Below are 15,358 nucleotides of genomic sequence, written 5' to 3'. Positions count from 1 at the left end.
CACACACTTAGAACGAGTGCTGGATGCCCGCGTACACACCGCTCTGGCTGTGGCCGACGAGCGGGTTGCCGGTCGCAGCCGACGTACCGTAGTTGTTCGCGTTCAGACCGAAGTTGGCCGACTTGCTGTTCTGCACCGTGGCTGCCTGAATATCGAGCAGCGTGCGCTTGGACAGGTTGTACGAGCCGCCGACCGTGTACAGCGTGGCGTTGCCGCCGCCGTTGTTGGCGTTCACGTGGTAGACCGCTGCGATCAGCGCGGCTGCCGGCGTCAGCTGCCACGTCACACCGCCCCATTCGTGATCGAGCGTGCTCGGCTGGCCGATTGCCAGACCCGTCATGCCCGACGAGCGGATGGCTTCATAGCCGCCTTGAATCTTGAACGGGCCCAGGAACACGTTGACCATCGCCATATAGTCACGCGAGAAGGCGAACACGCCTTGTCCCGTGTTGGCCGAGTTCACGCCGGTCGGATCGTATGCGCCGCCGAGCGTACCGTTGGTCGGGTTGCGGATTTCGTCGTACAGGCCGCGGATCTGGAACAGCGAGTTCGTGTACGTCAGTTGCAGACCGTCTTCACGACCTTGCGTGGTCGTACCGTTGCCGTTCCAGCTCGTTGCGTTCGAGAACGAGTACTGGCCGTACACGTCGAAGCCAGCGAACTTCGGCGACTGGTACGAAATGTTGTTGCTCGACTGCGGCCAGTTGCGGCCACGCACGAGCGACGCCGACGACCAGTTCGACTGACCGAACGGGTCGAAGTCCCAAATGCCGTTGGAGATGAACAGTTCGCGGCCCAGCAGCAGGGTACCGAACTGGTCGTTCGACATACCGACCGTTGCCCAACGATTGAAGAGACCGCCGCCGCCCGGGCCTTGACCCGTTGCGGTGCTGAAGCTGCCTTCCAACTGGAAGAGTGCCTTGTTGCCGCCGCCGAGGTCTTCAACGCCCTTCATACCCCAGAGGCTGGTGCCCCAGTAGCCGCTTTCGAGCTGAACCTGGCTCTTGCCGCTGGTTGCAGCGCCCGTGCCGCCGCCCGTGCCAACACCATTGATGTAGGCGAAACCCGCGTCGAGGCGGCCGTACAGCGTCACGCTGCTTTGCGCATGCGCGAGAACGCCAGCAGACATCAAAGCCGCGGCGAGCAATGCTTTCTTCATCTTCTCCTCCATACCCTGTCAAAGAGTCAACCTTAGTACTGCGAAAGACGTCCGCGCGCCTTCGGGGTGCTGCGGACAGAAATAGTCGCGTAAAGGGAGTGTGACCCGAGGGATCGGCGTATTACGGAACGATGCGAGCAGGACAACCTGTTCGAGTCGTCATGCAGATCCCCTGGTTGACTGGCATCTCCCGTTCTTATTTGAAGTGAAACTACTTTTAATGAACTTTGTTTTGCTACTTTGGTTACTAATTTAGCAAAAAAGGTCCGCTCTGGCGAACGAAATCGCGCGCGGCCTGCGGGGTGTCGTCAAATTGCAATATGCACTTCCTGGATGGTGGTCAGCGCAATCCGAAAAGTATGCCTAAATCCTTGTAGGACAAGGCACGCACGGATTCCACCAGGGCATCTTCAGGATTGCCACTATTGACGGACGAAACGGGCAGGAGTAATGCGAAAAGCGCGCTTTTTACCGAAAATTCCGCTCTGTCAGTGGTTCTGTGAAAGAAAAAAGAAAAGGCGCTGAAAGCGCCTTGAAATACTACTTTTACTACATCGCAAGTTGACGGATGCTGGCAACTACATGCCGTAGTTCGTCAGTCGACGATCACTTGAGGCTGCCCGAAAGGAACTGGCGCAGACGCTCGCTGCTGGGGTTGGCGAACACCTCGGCGGGCACGCCTTCCTCTTCCACGCGGCCTTGATGCAGGAACATCACGTGGTTCGACACGTTGCGCGCGAAACCCATTTCGTGCGTGACGACGATCATGGTGCGGCCTTCCTCGGCGAGCTTCTGCATCACCTTGAGCACTTCGCCCACGAGTTCGGGGTCGAGCGCGGAGGTGGGCTCGTCGAACAGCATCACGTCGGGGTTCATGGTGAGCGCGCGGGCGATCGCCACGCGCTGCTGCTGGCCCCCCGAGAGGTGCGAGGGATACTGCTTCTCGACGCGGGGCGCGAGGCCCACCTTCTCCAGATAGACGCGCGCGCGGTCCTCGGCTTCCTTGCGCGAGAGGCCGAGCACATGCACCGGCGCTTCGATCACGTTTTCCAGCACGGTCATGTGCGACCACAGGTTGAAGTGTTGGAACACCATCGCCAGCCTGGTGCGCACGCGCTGCAGCTGCTTGACGTCGGCGGCCACCAGCGCGCCGGTGCGGCGGTCGGTCCTGGTCGCGACTTCTTCGCCGTCCACCACGATGCGCCCGGAGTTCGGCTGCTCAAGAAAGTTAATGCAGCGCAGCATCGTGCTCTTGCCCGAACCCGACGAGCCGATCACGCTGATCACATCGCCCGCGTTGGCCTTGAGCGAGACGCCCTTGAGGACTTCGTTGTCGCCGTACTGCTTGTGGATGGAATCGACGAAAAGTTTTTGCTTCTGGGAATTCATCTATGACCTCGATGGCTCACTTGCCTTGCGGTCGCAGGTATGCGAGCCAGCGGCGCTCGGCCTGGCGGAACAGCCACACGAGCGTGAAAGAAATGATCAGGTACAGCACGGCGGCGATGCCGAAAGCGCCAAACGACTGATACGTGGCCGAATTGACGTCGCGTGCGATCTTCAGGATGTCCGGCACGGTCGCCGTGAAGGCCACGGTGGTGGCGTGCAGCATCAGGATGACTTCGTTGCTGTAGTAGGGCAGCGCGCGGCGCAGCGCCGACGGCAGGATCACGCGCCGATACAGCGTGAACGGGCTCATCCCGTACGCGCGCGCCGCTTCGATCTCGCCATAGGGCGTGGCCTTGATGGCGCCCGCGAAGATCTCGGTGGTGTACGCGCAGGTATTGAGCGTGAACGCAAGCAGCGTGCAGTTCATGCCGCTGCGAAAGAACGCGCTCGTCAGCTCGTGATTGCGGATGATGTCGAGGCTGTAGAGGCCCGTGTAGCACAGCAGCAACTGCACGTAGAGCGGCGTGCCGCGGAAGATGTAGGTGTAGAGCCACACGAGGCCCGACAGCCACTTCTTCTTCGAGACGCGCGCCACGGCGAGCGGCACCGAGAGGCAGAAGCCCAGGCCGATCGACACCACCAGCAGCCACGCCGTGATGGCGACGCCGCTGAAGTGATAGCCGTCGGAGTAGAGGTAGTTGCGCCAGTATTGCTGGATCAGCTCGATCAGGTCTTGCATTGTCGTTGGCCTTGTCCTGTGCCTGAGTCGCTTCAGAGATCCGCTTTGCGCACGCCGGTGGAGTAGCGCTTGTCGAGATACATGAGCACGAAGTTCGAGACGGTCGTGATGACGAGATAGATCGCGCCCGCGAGCAGCGTGAAGAAGAAGAACCGCAGCGTGCCCTTGCCGGCGTCCTGGCTGGCCTTCACCACGTCGGCCAGACCGATGATGGAGACCAGCGCCGTGGACTTCACCAGTACCTGCCAGTTATTGCCGATGCCGGGCAGCGCGAAGCGCATCATCTGCGGAAACATCACGCGCGTGAACACCTGCCAGTTGGTCATGCCGTAGGCGTGACCCGCTTCCAGTTGCCCGCGCGGCACAGAGAGAAATGCGCCGCGGAAGGTCTCGGTGAAGTACGCGCCGTAGATGAAGCCCAGTACGATCACCCCCGCGAGGAACGGATCGATGTCGATCTGATCCATGCCGAAGTGGTCGGTGACCATGTTCAGCCAGATCTGGATGCTGTAGAACAGCAGCAGCATCAGCACGAGATCGGGCACGCCGCGAATGATCGTGGTGTAGGCCGTGCCCGCGCCGTGCACGACGCGGTTTTTCGACAGCTTCGCCGCCGCGCCCAGCAGGCCCAGCACGAAGGACAGCACGAGCGAGAGGACGGCCAGCTTGACGGTCTGCCAGGTGCCGGCGAGGATCAGCGGGCCGTAGCCTTGAAGAAACATAGGTGAGTCCCTGACGGGGCGCCCTCGAAAAACGTGGGGCGTGTCCCGCGAAAGACGCGGCAGTCGCTGCCGCGGTTCAATTGCCGTTCATGCGCGACCGCAGAGGGTCACACTCCCCCTTGCTGGCCGCGTTCCCGTTGGTGCGATGGTCCGTTGTTCTGCCCGGGCACGGCGGATTGCCATTGCCCGGTTCCTGCGGTGAGCTTGCAACTGCGAGGTTGACGATGCGAGCTTGCCACTTTATACGATGGCCCCGCGCGGTCTATCGGGGCAGCCCCCCGGACGCTCCAGCCTGCTTACCTGCCTTTGTAGATATCGAAGTCGAAGTACTGCTTCGCGATCTTGTCGAAGGTGCCGTCCTTGTGCATCGAAGCGAGCGCCGCGTTGAACTTCGCCTTCAGGTCAGCATCGTCCTTGCGCAGGCCGATGGCGGTGCCGTCACCGATCGTTGCCAGATCCTCGACTTCAGGGCCGGCCCAGCCGAAGCCCTTGCCGCGCGGCGTCTTGAGGAAGCCGTAATCGGCCTGCACTTCATCCTGCAGCGTGGCGTCCAGGCGGCCCGACATCAGATCCTGGTAGACCTGGTCCTGGTTCGCGTACGAGACCACATTGACGCCCTTCGAGGCCCAGTGCACCTTGGCGTAGGCTTCCTGGGTCGAGCCTTGCTCGACCCCCACGTTCTTGCCCTTGAGCGATTCCGCCGTCGGCAGCAGCGGCGAGCCGGTGCGCGCGATCATGCGCGCGGGCGCGTCGAACATCTTGTCGGAGTAGTCGATCTGCTGGCGGCGCTGCGGCGTGATCGTCAGCGACGAGACGATCGCGTCGAACTTGCGGGCCTTGAGCGCGGGGATGATACCGTCGAGGTCGTTCTCGACCCAGACGCACTTCACGTTCATGCGCGCGCACAGCTGCTTCGTCAGATCGACGTCGAAACCGGTGATCTGGCCGCTGGCGGCCTTGGACTCGAACGGCGGATAGCTCGCATCGACGCCGATACGCACGGTTTTCCAATCCTTGGCCGCGACGCTGCCTGCAACGAGGGCGAGCGCGAAGCACACTGCGAACTTCTTCATCTTTCTCCTGATACACGGGCGCGGCTCGTCGCGGGGTGTCGCGAGGAGCCATTCGATCGACGCCGCGGCGCGGGCCGCTCGCCTGCGGGCCGGCTCATGACCGGGCGCCGCCATTTTAGGCGATCAAAAATGCGGGTCGGACGCGTGATGCGTCCCCGACCGATGCGTGCCGGCTGGCGGCCCCGAACGTAGTAAAGCCGTGCGAAGACGCGGACGGTGGCGCCGGCCGAAAAGGGCGGTATTTTACCCGAAGCGCAAGCCCGCGCGGATCGTTCCCAATGCCGCTGTGGCTTCGGTCTGACAGGGTAGCGCTCCAAATGAAGCTAATCGGCGTTCGGGGGACCTTGATTGATGTTGCTGGCGAAACGATCCGGTGCGCTGCTGCGGATTGTCCGCGCGCCCGATCGCCCCTATCTTCTGTCATCGACACGAACATGACCCCAGCGGAGAAACCCATGCTTGCCATCCGACGCTCCGACGAACGCGGCCACGCCAACCACGGCTGGCTCGACTCGTATCACAGCTTTTCGTTCGCCGACTATTTCGACGAAGAACACGTCCACTACGGCGCGCTGCGCGTGCTCAACGACGACCGCATCGCCGGCGGCCAGGGTTTTGGCGCGCATGGCCACCGCGACATGGAAATCGTCACCTATGTACTTTCGGGCGCGCTCGCGCACCGCGACAGCATGGGCAACGGCTCGACCATCCGTCCCGGCGACGTGCAGCGCATGAGCGCGGGCACCGGCGTGATGCACAGCGAATTCAACGCCTCCCAGGACGAAGAAGCGCATCTGCTGCAGATCTGGCTGTTGCCATCCGCACGCGGCGGCGCGCCGGGCTACGAGGAAAAGCGCTTCGACGACGCCGACAAGCGCGGCCGTCTGCGCGTGATCGCATCGCCCGACGGGCGCGATGGATCGGTCACGGTGCAGACCGACGCGTCGATCCACGCGGCGCTGATCGACGGCGACGAACGTGCCGACTACGCGCTGGTGGCGGGGCGTCGCGCCTATGTGCATGTGGCGCGCGGTACGCTCGATGTGAACGGCCGGCGCCTGGGCGCGGGCGACGCGGCGATGATCGAAGCCGAGGCAACGGTCACGCTTGCGAATGGCGACACGGCCGAGGTGCTGCTGTTCGATGTCGCTTGAGCGCCGACGCAAGCGCTAACAAAAAACGCCGCGGGATGCGAAATCCCGCGGCGTTTTTTTTCATTCAGGCGGGCAATCAACCCGCCGGTTCAGGCGCCTGGCTAATGCTCGCTGTCCAGCGCTTACTGTCCAGCCGGAGCCGACGCCGCGCCCTTTTCATGCTGCTCCCAGCGCTCGCGCATCCTCTCGTGGCGCTGTTCCATCTTCGCGAAGTGCTCCTTGAGCGCCGCGCTCACGGTGGTCTTCTGCTGATCGTTCAGGCCGTTGTAGAAGGTCAGCCAGGCCTGGGCGGTCTGCTCGCGCAGTTGCGCATCCTGCTGATCGATCTGCTGATGCGCGTTGTGCATTGCGCTCAGATCGAGGATCGGCTGGTTTTTCTGGGCGTCGAACTGCTGCTTGAGCTGCTCGTGGTTCCTGTGCATCGCTTCGCCGTTCTGCTTCATGGTGTCGACGGCGGCTTGCCACTGCTTTTCCTGGGTGGCGTTCAGGTTGAGCTTGTCGTGCAGCTTTTTGGCGGCCATCATGAAATCGCCGTGCATGCCCGGGCCGCCGGGCCCACCGTGGTGGCCGTGCATCATGCCGGGACCGCCCGCGGGCGGGGGCGGCGTCTGGGCGTGGGCGGCGGTGGCGCCGAAGGTCAGTGCGAGAGAGGCAGCGGCGATCGCGAGAAGGCGCAAAGGGGTCTTGTACATGGTGAAGCTCCTGACAAATCCTTGAAGGTTTGGTCCGGTGTGTCACGTCGCTTCGCTTCGCAAAAAGGTGCGGGCGTTCGCAACCGGTGCCCCTAGCGTATCGAGCGATTGCGCCCCACGTGTTACCGCCTGGGGCGCGGACATTACGCGACATTACGGCGCCCTTTCGCGGTAACTTCCCGTAACCCAAACCCGGTCCGTGTAAGCAAACGGCCCTCACACGCGCGTTAAACTTCGTCCCATGGCTACTCAAATTCTGGTCGTCGATGACGACGTCGAACTGCGCGATCTGTTGCGCGACTATCTGGCGCGGCAAGGCATGGAAGTGTCGGTGCTGCACGACGCGGGCTCGCTTGAGCGCCGCCTTGAGCGCGAGCGCCCCGATCTGATCGTGCTCGATCTCATGATGCCGGGCGTGGACGGCCTCACGGCGCTGCGCAAGCTGCGCGCGTCGGGCGACGACATTCCCGTGATCATGCTGACCGCGCGCGCGGACGACGTGGACCGCATCGTCGGCCTCGAACTCGGCGCCGACGATTACCTCGGCAAGCCCTTCAACCCTCGCGAGCTGCTGGCCCGCGTGCAGGCCGTGCTGCGCCGCCGCCGCACGGTGCCGTCGGCGGCCGCGCCCGAACAACGCGAGCCGTTCTCGTTCGGCCGCTTCACGCTCGATTTCCAGTCGCGCACGCTTCAGCAGGAAGGCAAGCCCATCATGTTGTCGGGCAGTGAGTTCGCGCTCCTGAAGATCTTCGTTAATCACCCCATGCGCACGCTCACGCGCGAGCGCCTGCTCGAACTGCTGCACGGTCCGGAATACGACGGCACCGACCGCGGCATCGACGTGCAGGTGTGGCGTCTGCGCCGCATTCTCGAATCCGATCCGTCCACGCCGCGCTTTATCCAGACGGTGCGCGGCCGCGGCTATGTGTTCGTTCCGGACGGCGAGCAGGGCAGCCATGCGCCGGCCGGTTGATTCGTTGTTCGGGCGGCTGGCGCTGCTCTTTATCGGCGTTCTGCTTTTCTCGCATGTCGCCTGGTTCGCGCTCATGCGTCTTGAGCGCGACCAGATGCAAACGCGCTACGCGGTGGAGGAGGCGATGTTCCTCGTCGACGCCGTGCGTCAGCACGTCGAACGCGAGCCGGACCAGCCGTTGCCGTCGCGCGTGCGCGTGGTCGAGGCGGATAGCCCCGACGTGCCCGCGCTGCGCGACGATTATCCCGAGCCGCTGCGCCGCTTTATCGACGACATGCGCGAGCGCATGCCGCCTGGCACCGAGGTGCGCGTGGGCCTGCCCGGCCGTGCGCCCACGCTGTGGGTGAAAGGCCCGGCCGACGCGCAATGGATCGTCGTGCCTGGCCAGCCGCTGCGCATCATGCGCCCGATCGACCGCGCGCCGTGGTTCATCATCATTTTCTCGGCGGCGCTGGTGGCCGCGCTGGTGGCGGCGTGGATGGTGCAAAAGCCGCTGCGCGCGCTCGCTCATGCGGTTGCGCGCTTCGGCCGCGGCCAGCCGGTTCCGCCGCTGGCCGAGCGCGGGCCGCGCGAGTTGCGTCAGCTCACGCGCGGCTTCAACCAGATGGTCAAGGAAGTCGAGCGCACCGATAAAGACCGCGCCGTGATGCTCGCGGGCGTGGCGCACGACCTCAAGACGCCGCTTGCGCGCTTGCGCCTGCGCGCCGAAATGATGGACGAGCAGAAGATGCGTGACGGCGTGGTGCGCGACGTCGAATCGATGGCGCATATCGTCGATCAGTTTCTGGTGTTCGCGCACGACGGCGCGGACCGCAGCGAACCGCTCGAAGTAGACGACCAGTGCGAGCGCATCGCTCGCAACTACCGCACGGTGGGCGGCGAAACGCTCATGATCGAGCGGCGCTTCAAGGCCGGGCCGGACTTTCGTCTGCCCGCGGCCACGCTCGACCGCGTGGTGTCGAATCTGCTCGACAACGCGCATGCCTATGGCGCGCCGCCGGTGGTGATCGAGACGTCGCGCGGTTCGCACGGCTTCACGCTCACCGTGCGCGATCACGGCAAGGGCATCGCCGATCAGGATCTCACGCAGGCCAGCCGGCCATTCGTGCGGCTCGATCCGGCGCGCGGCGGCAACGGCCATAGCGGTTTGGGGCTGGCGATCGTGGAGCGTCTGGTGCGGCGTGCGGGTGGCGAGATCGCCATCGGCAACGGTGAAAACGGCGGCCTGGCCGTGCGGATGACCTTCCCGTTCGAAGTCGTCGAGCGCACGGTCGCCGAGGCGGCGCAGATCTGGTGAGCGCCTCGCGGCGCAGATCTGGTGAGCGCTTGGGAGTGAGTTTCGGAGTGGGTTTCGGCGGGCGCGCCCGTGTTGCAGTCTGCAAGACGGGGCGCAAATCTAGCGCGGATCAGATCCGGCTCCAGCCTGAATCAAACGCCAATTGAGCGTCGATCAAACAGAAAACAGCGTGTCGAGCGCGGCGGCGGCTTCGTTGTCGACGGTGTTGTACGTCACGCTGCCCGCTTCGAAGATGTAATGCGTCGTGTACTTGCCCAGGCGCGCGAGAATCTCCTCCTGCACCAGTTCAGGCGCGGCCTCAAGCTTCAGGTACCACGCGGTCGATGACAGGCGCGTTTGAAACGCCCCGTATTCGACCATCAACTGGTCGAACGCGAGAGCATCCTGATCGCGACAGACGATGACCAGATTTCCCTTCATGCATGCCTCCTCAATGTGCTGTGACTACGGTGCATCGCTTCACGCACGCGCGCCGCATGACGCCGCACGGCACGGGCAAACGACGCACCCCGCTTGACTGATTTAACCGATGATACCGCGTTAGCGGCGATTGCCCCGGCCGAGTCTTGCAGCGCACCATGCGGGCGGCTTTCGGTTTGTTACGCAGATCACCATGTTTCGGCGGCAGTGCGCGGCGGCACCGCGCCATCGGCGGTCATGGCTTCGCAGCGGTCGCGCCCGCCCGCCTTGGCCATATAGAGCGCGAGATCGGCGCGGCTCATCAGGCGCTCGGGCTGATCCTGGGACGACGCGAGTTCGGTGATGCCGATGCTCACGCTCAGGTTGGCTTCGGCGGGCAGCCCCACGCAATGACTCGCCTTGACTTCGCGACGCAGCCGCTCGATGACGTCGTGGCCGGTGGCCAGCGCGGTGGCGGGCAGCAGGATGCCGAACTCCTCTCCGCCCAGCCGCCCGACCGCATCGTCCGAGCGCAGTTCGGCGCGGCAGGTTTCGACGAAATGCTGCAAGGCGCGATCGCCCGCCGGATGGCCGAAGCGGTCGTTGATCTGCTTGAAGTGATCGAGATCGGCGATCGCCATGCACAAGGGCTTGCCGCTTGCGTAGGCGGCGTCGATTTCGCGGCGCAGCAGGTCGAGGAAGTAGCGCCGCGACAGCGACCCCGTGAGCGCATCGTGGCGCGCCTCGGCGGCCAGCAGCGCATTCGCGGCCTGCAACTGGCCGGTCAGATCGCGGCTCGCGCGGTGCAGGCGCCGCTCGCGCACCCATGAAATCGAAATCACCGCGGCGAGCGCCGCGGAACCGGCCAGCGTCAGAAAAATCAGCAGCCGGTCGCGCCGATGATTGGCAAGCAGTTCGGGCCACGCGGTGACCGGCTCGACCAGATGCGCCGACAGACCCGAATTGAGGCCGCCGCGCTCCTCGTACAGCGCGGGGGCGTGATGGCCGGGCAGATCGACGAGCGACTGCGCGTCCGCCTCGGGCATCCACGGCGCCTGCGAGGTGGCGGCGCGCGCAGCGCTTTGCAGGGAAATCTCGCTGAAACGCTCGCGCAGATAGGTGTTCACGCGATCGACGGCGTTCATCTCCTCGACGTGCGAACCGGGCATCGCCAGTCCTTCGAGGCTGCTGTCGTGCGCCATCACTATCACGCCATTGCCGTCGGAGACAAAGGTGCCCGGATGCGTGACCCAATGCCGCAACCGCGCGATGCTGACCTTGGCGACTACCGCGCCGACCAGCAGGCCGTTGTCGTAGGCGGGGGCAGCCACGAAGATGCCGGGCTCGCCGCTGGTGCTGCCCACGCCATAGGTTTCGGAGAACGCGCCGAGCAGCGTGTCGGTGAGGTAGGCGCGCGGGCGCATGTCCACGCCCACGTAGGAAATCTTGTCCATCGCGTTGCTGGACGCGATGCAGATGCCGTTGGCGTTCACCAGCCAGATCGCGTCGAGGCCGGAGAAGCCCTGGGCGTCGTGCAGGAAGCGGTTGACGCCCGTGAGCTCGCTCACGTGCTGGAGTTCTTCGCGCCGCGCCAGTTCCGTCGAGGCGTGCGAGGCGGCATAATGCGCGGCCGTAGTCAGCGCCTGCTGAACAATTTGGGTTTCGGCCATGGTGGCGGGGATGGCGCGCGACATCGACAGGTCGCTGGCGATGACCTCGGCCATGTTGTCGACCACCGAGCGCGTCATCTGACGTTGCGAGGCGAGCGCACTATCGAGTTCCTGGCGCACCATGCGATCGGCGAGCCAGCCGGCGCCCAGCCAGCAGACGAGCGCGACCACCACGACCCCGATGGGTCCGGCAGCCTGACGCAAGAGTCTCCTGTTCATCGGCCTTCTGGTTCGTGAATGCGGGGGTGGGCGCTCGGGTAACCCGGCGTCGTGACACGGCATCCTTCGGCTCCCGGAATTGTCGGGACTGTCTGGACGGTCGGCGAGCCTTGCCGTGACGCGATTTTAACTCTCGAATGACAGGGAAGAAGGCGCAAAAGGTGCGCATAGGTCCGGTATACCTACACAAAACCTGCGCCTGCGACCTTTAGCGCTCTGTTTGGCGCTGCGCATCATGCAGTGCGCATGGCAGGGCGGGGCGGCAACGCAGCCGCGGCGAAATCGCCGCAAGGCCAGCAGCGCAACCGCGCCGACAGCCGCTGGAAGGTCGCCGGAATGCCCTCGAAAGCAGCCCGAAAGCCCCGTCTGGCGGGACTTTGCGGCGTATCGCCGATATCGCCTGCAAGGTTGAATCTGTCACGAATGTTGGTGTAGTGTCGTGCCGTTCCTGAGCAAGGCCGACCCGCGCCGCTTACCGCGCCCAAGCATATCCACGCTAACGAAACACCGAGTCCATGCGTCTTGCCTTTCCCGTCGGCGTTTTCCGCCTCTTCCTTTCTCCGCTGCAGCTTGCGCGTCGTGCCGTTGTGCGCAGCGCCTTTGTGTCTCGTATTCATCTACCGCAACGCGGGGAGGGCGCCTGAATGGACTTCAGCTTCAACCTGAGCCGCACGGCCAATGCTTCGGCGTGGCGCGTGCTGCCCAATCGCTGGGACTTCGTCGCGTTTCCGCTCATCATCTGCCTGATTGCGATGGCGGCCGTCGGGTTCCACGAGACCATGGCGCCGATCGCCGTGCTCAAGACCCAGGCGATTTCGCTCGATCCGGCCAATCTGCCTGAGTACGCGCTGCGCACCACGCTGCGCATGCTGGCGGCGATGGTCGCTTCGCTGATCTTCACGCTGGTGTACGGCACGCTCGCGGCCAAGAGCCGCCGTGCGGGCCTGGTGCTGGTGCCGATTCTCGACATTCTTCAGTCGGTGCCGGTGCTGGGCTATATCTCGTTTACGGTCACGTTCTTTCTCGCGCTGTTTCCCTCGCGCGTGCTGGGCGCCGAACTCGCGGCGATCTTCGCGATTTTCACCAGCCAGGCGTGGAACATGACCTTCAGCTTCTACCAGTCGCTGCGCACGGTGCCGCGCGATCTGGACGAGGTGTCGCGAGGCTTCCATCTGACCAGCTGGCAACGCTTCTGGAAACTGGAAGTGCCGTTCTCGATGCCGGGCCTCATCTGGAACATGATGATGTCGATGTCGGGCGGCTGGTTCTTCGTGGTGGCTTCCGAAGCCATCACGGTGGGCAACAACACCATCACGCTGCCGGGTGTCGGCGCGTATCTGGCTCAGGCCATCGCCGAGAAAAACATGCACGCCATCGGCTGGGTGATTCTGGCGATGACGGTCGTGATCCTGGCCTATGACCAGTTCCTGTTCCGCCCGCTGGTCGCCTGGGCCGACAAGTTCCGCATGGAAAACACCAGCTCGGGCGACGCACCGGAATCCTGGCTCCTGAACCTGTTTCGCCGCACCCATCTGATCCATCAACTACTGGTGCCGCTTGGCTGGCTCTTCGCCAAGGCCGCGCGCGTGCCGTTGCGTTTGCCGTTCGCGCTGCCCTCGTTCCCGGTGGTGCAGCGCGCCGCGCCCGCGAAGGCGGGTGCTGGCGGCCTGCGCGGCAAGCTCGGCGACGCGCTCTGGACGGTGTTCGTCATCGCGCTCACGGTTTATGTGGTGTGGCGCGTGGTCGCCTTTGTGCGCACGGGCGTGTCGCTCGACGAAGTGGGCCATGTGCTGGTGCTCGGCTTCATCACGCTGTTGCGCGTGATCCTGCTGATCGCGATTGCATCGGTGATCTGGGTGCCGCTGGGCGTGATCATCGGTCTGCGCCCGGCGCTTGCCGAAAAAATCCAGCCGCTCGCGCAGTTCCTCGCCGCCTTCCCCGCGAACCTGCTGTTCCCGGTGTTCGTGATCGTGATCGTGCGCTTTCACCTCAATCCTGACATCTGGCTGTCGCCGCTGATCGTGCTGGGGACGCAGTGGTATATCCTGTTCAACGTGATCGCGGGGGCGAGCGCCTATCCGAACGACTACCGCGAGGCCGCGAAGAACTTTCATATCCGCGGTGCGCAGTGGTGGCGTCAGGCGATGTTGCCGGGCATCTTCCCGTACTACATCACTGGCGCGATCACGGCGTCGGGCGGCGCGTGGAACGCGAGTATCGTCGCCGAGTTCGTGCAGTGGGGCGACACCAAGGTGGCCGCGCACGGTCTTGGCGCGTATATCGCGCAGACGACCGCCGCCGGCGACTATCCGAAGATCATCCTCGGCATCGCCGTGATGTCGTTGTTCGTCACGCTGTTCAACCGCGTGCTCTGGCGTCCGCTGTACACCTACGCCGAGTCGAAGCTGCGGCTGGACTGATCGCGATTGAGTCGCGACCGACGCATAAGCGCCATAAGCGCGCCACGAAACTGATCGAAAAATCGAACGCTGGAAGGCAAAGCGATGCAAAACCCGAAGACCCTCAGCACTCCGCACGGCGACGTTCAGACGGCGCCGAATCCGCCGCGCATCGGCGAAGAACTCCTGCGCGTGCAGAACGTATGCCGGGGTTTCAACAAGAACCAGGGCGAACTGCTCGTCCTCGACGACGCCAATCTGTCACTGCGCGAAGGCGAGATCGTCGGCCTGCTGGGCCGCTCGGGCTCCGGCAAATCGACGCTGCTGCGTATCATCGCCGGCCTGATCGAGCCGACGGCGGGCGAGGTGACGTGGCGCGGCAAGCCGCTGGACGGCCCCGCCGAAGGCGTGGCGATGGTGTTCCAGACCTTCGCGCTGTTCCCGTGGCTCACCGTGCTGCAGAACGTGGAAGCGGGCCTGGAAGCGCAGGGCGTCGGCGCACGCGAGCGCCGCGAGCGGGCGCTGGCCGCCATCGACCTGATCGGTCTGGACGGCTTCGAGAACGCCTATCCGCGCGAGCTGTCGGGCGGCATGCGTCAGCGCGTGGGCTTTGCGCGCGCGCTGGTGGTCGATCCGAATCTGATGCTGATGGACGAGCCGTTCTCGGCGCTCGACGTGCTGACCGCCGAAACGCTGCGCACCGACCTGCTCGACCTGTGGACGCAAGGTCGCCTGCCGATCAAGTCGATCCTGATCGTCACGCACAACATCGAAGAAGCGGTGTTCATGTGCGACCGCATTCTGGTGCTGTCGTCCAATCCTGGCCGGGTGGTCGCCGAGATCAAGGTGCCGTTCAAGCATCCGCGCAACCGCCTGGACCCGGCGTTCCGCAAGCTGGTGGACGACATCTACGCGAAGATGACCGCGCGCCAGACCGACGAATCGACGAAGAAGGGCCTGGAACTGGGTAGCTGGCTGCCGCGCGTGTCCACCAACCTGATGGCGGGTCTGATCGAAACGCTGGCGGCGGCGCCCTACCACGGCCGCGCCGACATGCCGGAAATCGCGCGCTCGCTGCATCTGGAAGTGGACGATCTGTTCCCGATCGCCGAAGTGCTCCAGCATCTCGGTTTCGCCGATGTGCGCGAAGGCGATGTGCTGCTCACGCCGCCCGCGCGCGTGTTCGCGGAGTTCGGCACCCAGGAGCGCAAGATGATGTTCGCGGAACATCTGCTGCGGCATGTGCCGCTCGCGGCGCGGATCAAGAAGGTGCTCAACGAGCGTCCGGGCCATCGTGCGCCGCGCGTGCGTTTCGAGCAGGAGCTGGAAGACTTCCTTTCGGACGGCGCGGCGGAAGAAACGCTCGATACCGTGATCGACTGGGGCCGTTACGGCGAAATCTTCTCCTACAACGACCAGTCGGAAGTCTTCAGTCTGGAAGACGTCGAGTCCTGATCCAGCGGTTTTTGCGGA

The 15,358-nt window shown here is 64.2% G+C and carries 13 protein-coding genes; 5 read left to right on the top strand and 8 right to left on the bottom strand.

The genetic code is table 11. The features are described 5' to 3' along the window. Positions 1–7: 7 nt before the first annotated feature. From F4827_RS18270 to F4827_RS18250, 5 genes are all read right to left on the bottom strand, one after another. On the bottom strand, positions 8–1,159 hold the full coding sequence (locus tag F4827_RS18270) for a porin (RefSeq protein ID WP_183725629.1): 1,152 nt from the start codon (positions 1,157–1,159) through the stop codon (positions 8–10). Between the two features lie 606 nt (positions 1,160–1,765). Next, positions 1,766–2,548 (bottom strand): ABC transporter ATP-binding protein, encoded by a 783-nt coding sequence (locus F4827_RS18265; RefSeq protein ID WP_183725627.1) that lies wholly within the window; start codon positions 2,546–2,548, stop codon positions 1,766–1,768. A 16-nt stretch (positions 2,549–2,564) separates the two neighbouring features. Continuing rightward, a complete protein-coding gene (locus F4827_RS18260; protein ID WP_183725829.1) occupies positions 2,565–3,278 on the bottom strand; it encodes an ABC transporter permease in 714 nt (237 codons plus the stop codon). A gap of 41 nt (positions 3,279–3,319) precedes the next feature. Beyond that, positions 3,320–4,009: an ABC transporter permease gene (locus F4827_RS18255; protein WP_183725625.1), complete on the bottom strand. Its 690-nt coding sequence runs from the start codon at positions 4,007–4,009 to the stop codon at positions 3,320–3,322. A 296-nt stretch (positions 4,010–4,305) separates the two neighbouring features. Then, positions 4,306–5,082 carry an ABC transporter substrate-binding protein gene (locus F4827_RS18250; RefSeq protein ID WP_183725623.1) on the bottom strand — a complete coding sequence of 259 codons (777 nt, stop codon included), beginning with the start codon at positions 5,080–5,082 and terminating at the stop codon, positions 4,306–4,308. A 455-nt stretch (positions 5,083–5,537) separates the two neighbouring features. On the opposite strand from F4827_RS18250, the gene F4827_RS18245 reads away from it, so the two are divergent. Next, a complete protein-coding gene (locus F4827_RS18245; RefSeq protein WP_183725621.1) occupies positions 5,538–6,236 on the top strand; it encodes a pirin family protein in 699 nt (232 codons plus the stop codon). 122 nt (positions 6,237–6,358) lie between these two features. Here the strand turns inward: F4827_RS18245 and F4827_RS18240 are convergent, their stop codons facing one another. Next, positions 6,359–6,928, bottom strand: a complete 570-nt coding sequence (locus F4827_RS18240; RefSeq protein WP_183725619.1) for a periplasmic heavy metal sensor — start codon at positions 6,926–6,928, stop codon at positions 6,359–6,361. 241 nt (positions 6,929–7,169) lie between these two features. Between F4827_RS18240 and F4827_RS18235 the strand changes: the two genes are divergently transcribed. After that, positions 7,170–7,901 (top strand): response regulator, encoded by a 732-nt coding sequence (locus F4827_RS18235; protein WP_027816580.1) that lies wholly within the window; start codon positions 7,170–7,172, stop codon positions 7,899–7,901. After that, entirely contained in the window at positions 7,885–9,198 is a 1,314-nt protein-coding gene (locus tag F4827_RS18230) for an ATP-binding protein (protein WP_183725617.1), read from the top strand. Before F4827_RS18235 ends, F4827_RS18230 begins: the two co-directional genes overlap by 17 nt. A 153-nt stretch (positions 9,199–9,351) precedes the next feature. Here F4827_RS18230 and F4827_RS18225 read toward each other — a convergent pair whose 3' ends face one another. Together F4827_RS18225 and F4827_RS18220 are read right to left on the bottom strand one after the other, a co-directional pair. Then, on the bottom strand, positions 9,352–9,618 hold the full coding sequence (locus F4827_RS18225) for a hypothetical protein (protein ID WP_027816578.1): 267 nt from the start codon (positions 9,616–9,618) through the stop codon (positions 9,352–9,354). Positions 9,619–9,806: 188 nt separating this feature from the next. Beyond that, positions 9,807–11,486, bottom strand: coding sequence for a sensor domain-containing diguanylate cyclase (locus F4827_RS18220; protein ID WP_183725615.1), 1,680 nt, complete (start codon positions 11,484–11,486; stop codon positions 9,807–9,809). A 644-nt stretch (positions 11,487–12,130) separates the two neighbouring features. On the opposite strand from F4827_RS18220, the gene F4827_RS18215 reads away from it, so the two are divergent. Further along, complete coding sequence (locus F4827_RS18215; protein WP_183725607.1) at positions 12,131–13,906, top strand: ABC transporter permease subunit; 1,776 nt, start codon at positions 12,131–12,133, stop codon at positions 13,904–13,906. An 84-nt stretch (positions 13,907–13,990) separates the two neighbouring features. Next, complete coding sequence (locus F4827_RS18210) at positions 13,991–15,340, top strand: AAA-associated domain-containing protein (RefSeq protein ID WP_183725605.1); 1,350 nt, start codon at positions 13,991–13,993, stop codon at positions 15,338–15,340. The last annotated feature ends 18 nt before the right edge of the window (positions 15,341–15,358 follow it).

The organism is Paraburkholderia bannensis (assembly GCF_014200455.1).
Taxonomy (GTDB): domain Bacteria; phylum Pseudomonadota; class Gammaproteobacteria; order Burkholderiales; family Burkholderiaceae; genus Paraburkholderia; species Paraburkholderia bannensis_A.
The sequence above is the reverse complement of the archived record's forward strand: the minus strand, read 5'-3'. Positions and strand labels throughout refer to the sequence as shown.

Bases quoted from the DNA above. Each gene is read 5' to 3' on its own strand.
- F4827_RS18225 (WP_027816578.1), bottom strand. From the start codon at position 9,618: ATGAAGGGAAATCTGGTCATCGTCTGTCGCGATCAGGATGCTCTCGCG.
- F4827_RS18235 (WP_027816580.1), top strand. From the start codon at position 7,170: ATGGCTACTCAAATTCTGGTCGTCGATGACGACGTCGAACTGCGCGAT.
- F4827_RS18245 (WP_183725621.1), top strand. From the start codon at position 5,538: ATGCTTGCCATCCGACGCTCCGACGAACGCGGCCACGCCAACCACGGC.
- F4827_RS18230 (WP_183725617.1), top strand. From the start codon at position 7,885: ATGCGCCGGCCGGTTGATTCGTTGTTCGGGCGGCTGGCGCTGCTCTTT.
- F4827_RS18270 (WP_183725629.1), bottom strand. From the start codon at position 1,159: ATGAAGAAAGCATTGCTCGCCGCGGCTTTGATGTCTGCTGGCGTTCTC.
- F4827_RS18240 (WP_183725619.1), bottom strand. From the start codon at position 6,928: ATGTACAAGACCCCTTTGCGCCTTCTCGCGATCGCCGCTGCCTCTCTC.
- F4827_RS18265 (WP_183725627.1), bottom strand. From the start codon at position 2,548: ATGAATTCCCAGAAGCAAAAACTTTTCGTCGATTCCATCCACAAGCAG.
- F4827_RS18250 (WP_183725623.1), bottom strand. From the start codon at position 5,082: ATGAAGAAGTTCGCAGTGTGCTTCGCGCTCGCCCTCGTTGCAGGCAGC.
- F4827_RS18210 (WP_183725605.1), top strand. From the start codon at position 13,991: ATGCAAAACCCGAAGACCCTCAGCACTCCGCACGGCGACGTTCAGACG.
- F4827_RS18215 (WP_183725607.1), top strand. From the start codon at position 12,131: ATGGACTTCAGCTTCAACCTGAGCCGCACGGCCAATGCTTCGGCGTGG.
- F4827_RS18220 (WP_183725615.1), bottom strand. From the start codon at position 11,486: ATGAACAGGAGACTCTTGCGTCAGGCTGCCGGACCCATCGGGGTCGTG.
- F4827_RS18255 (WP_183725625.1), bottom strand. From the start codon at position 4,009: ATGTTTCTTCAAGGCTACGGCCCGCTGATCCTCGCCGGCACCTGGCAG.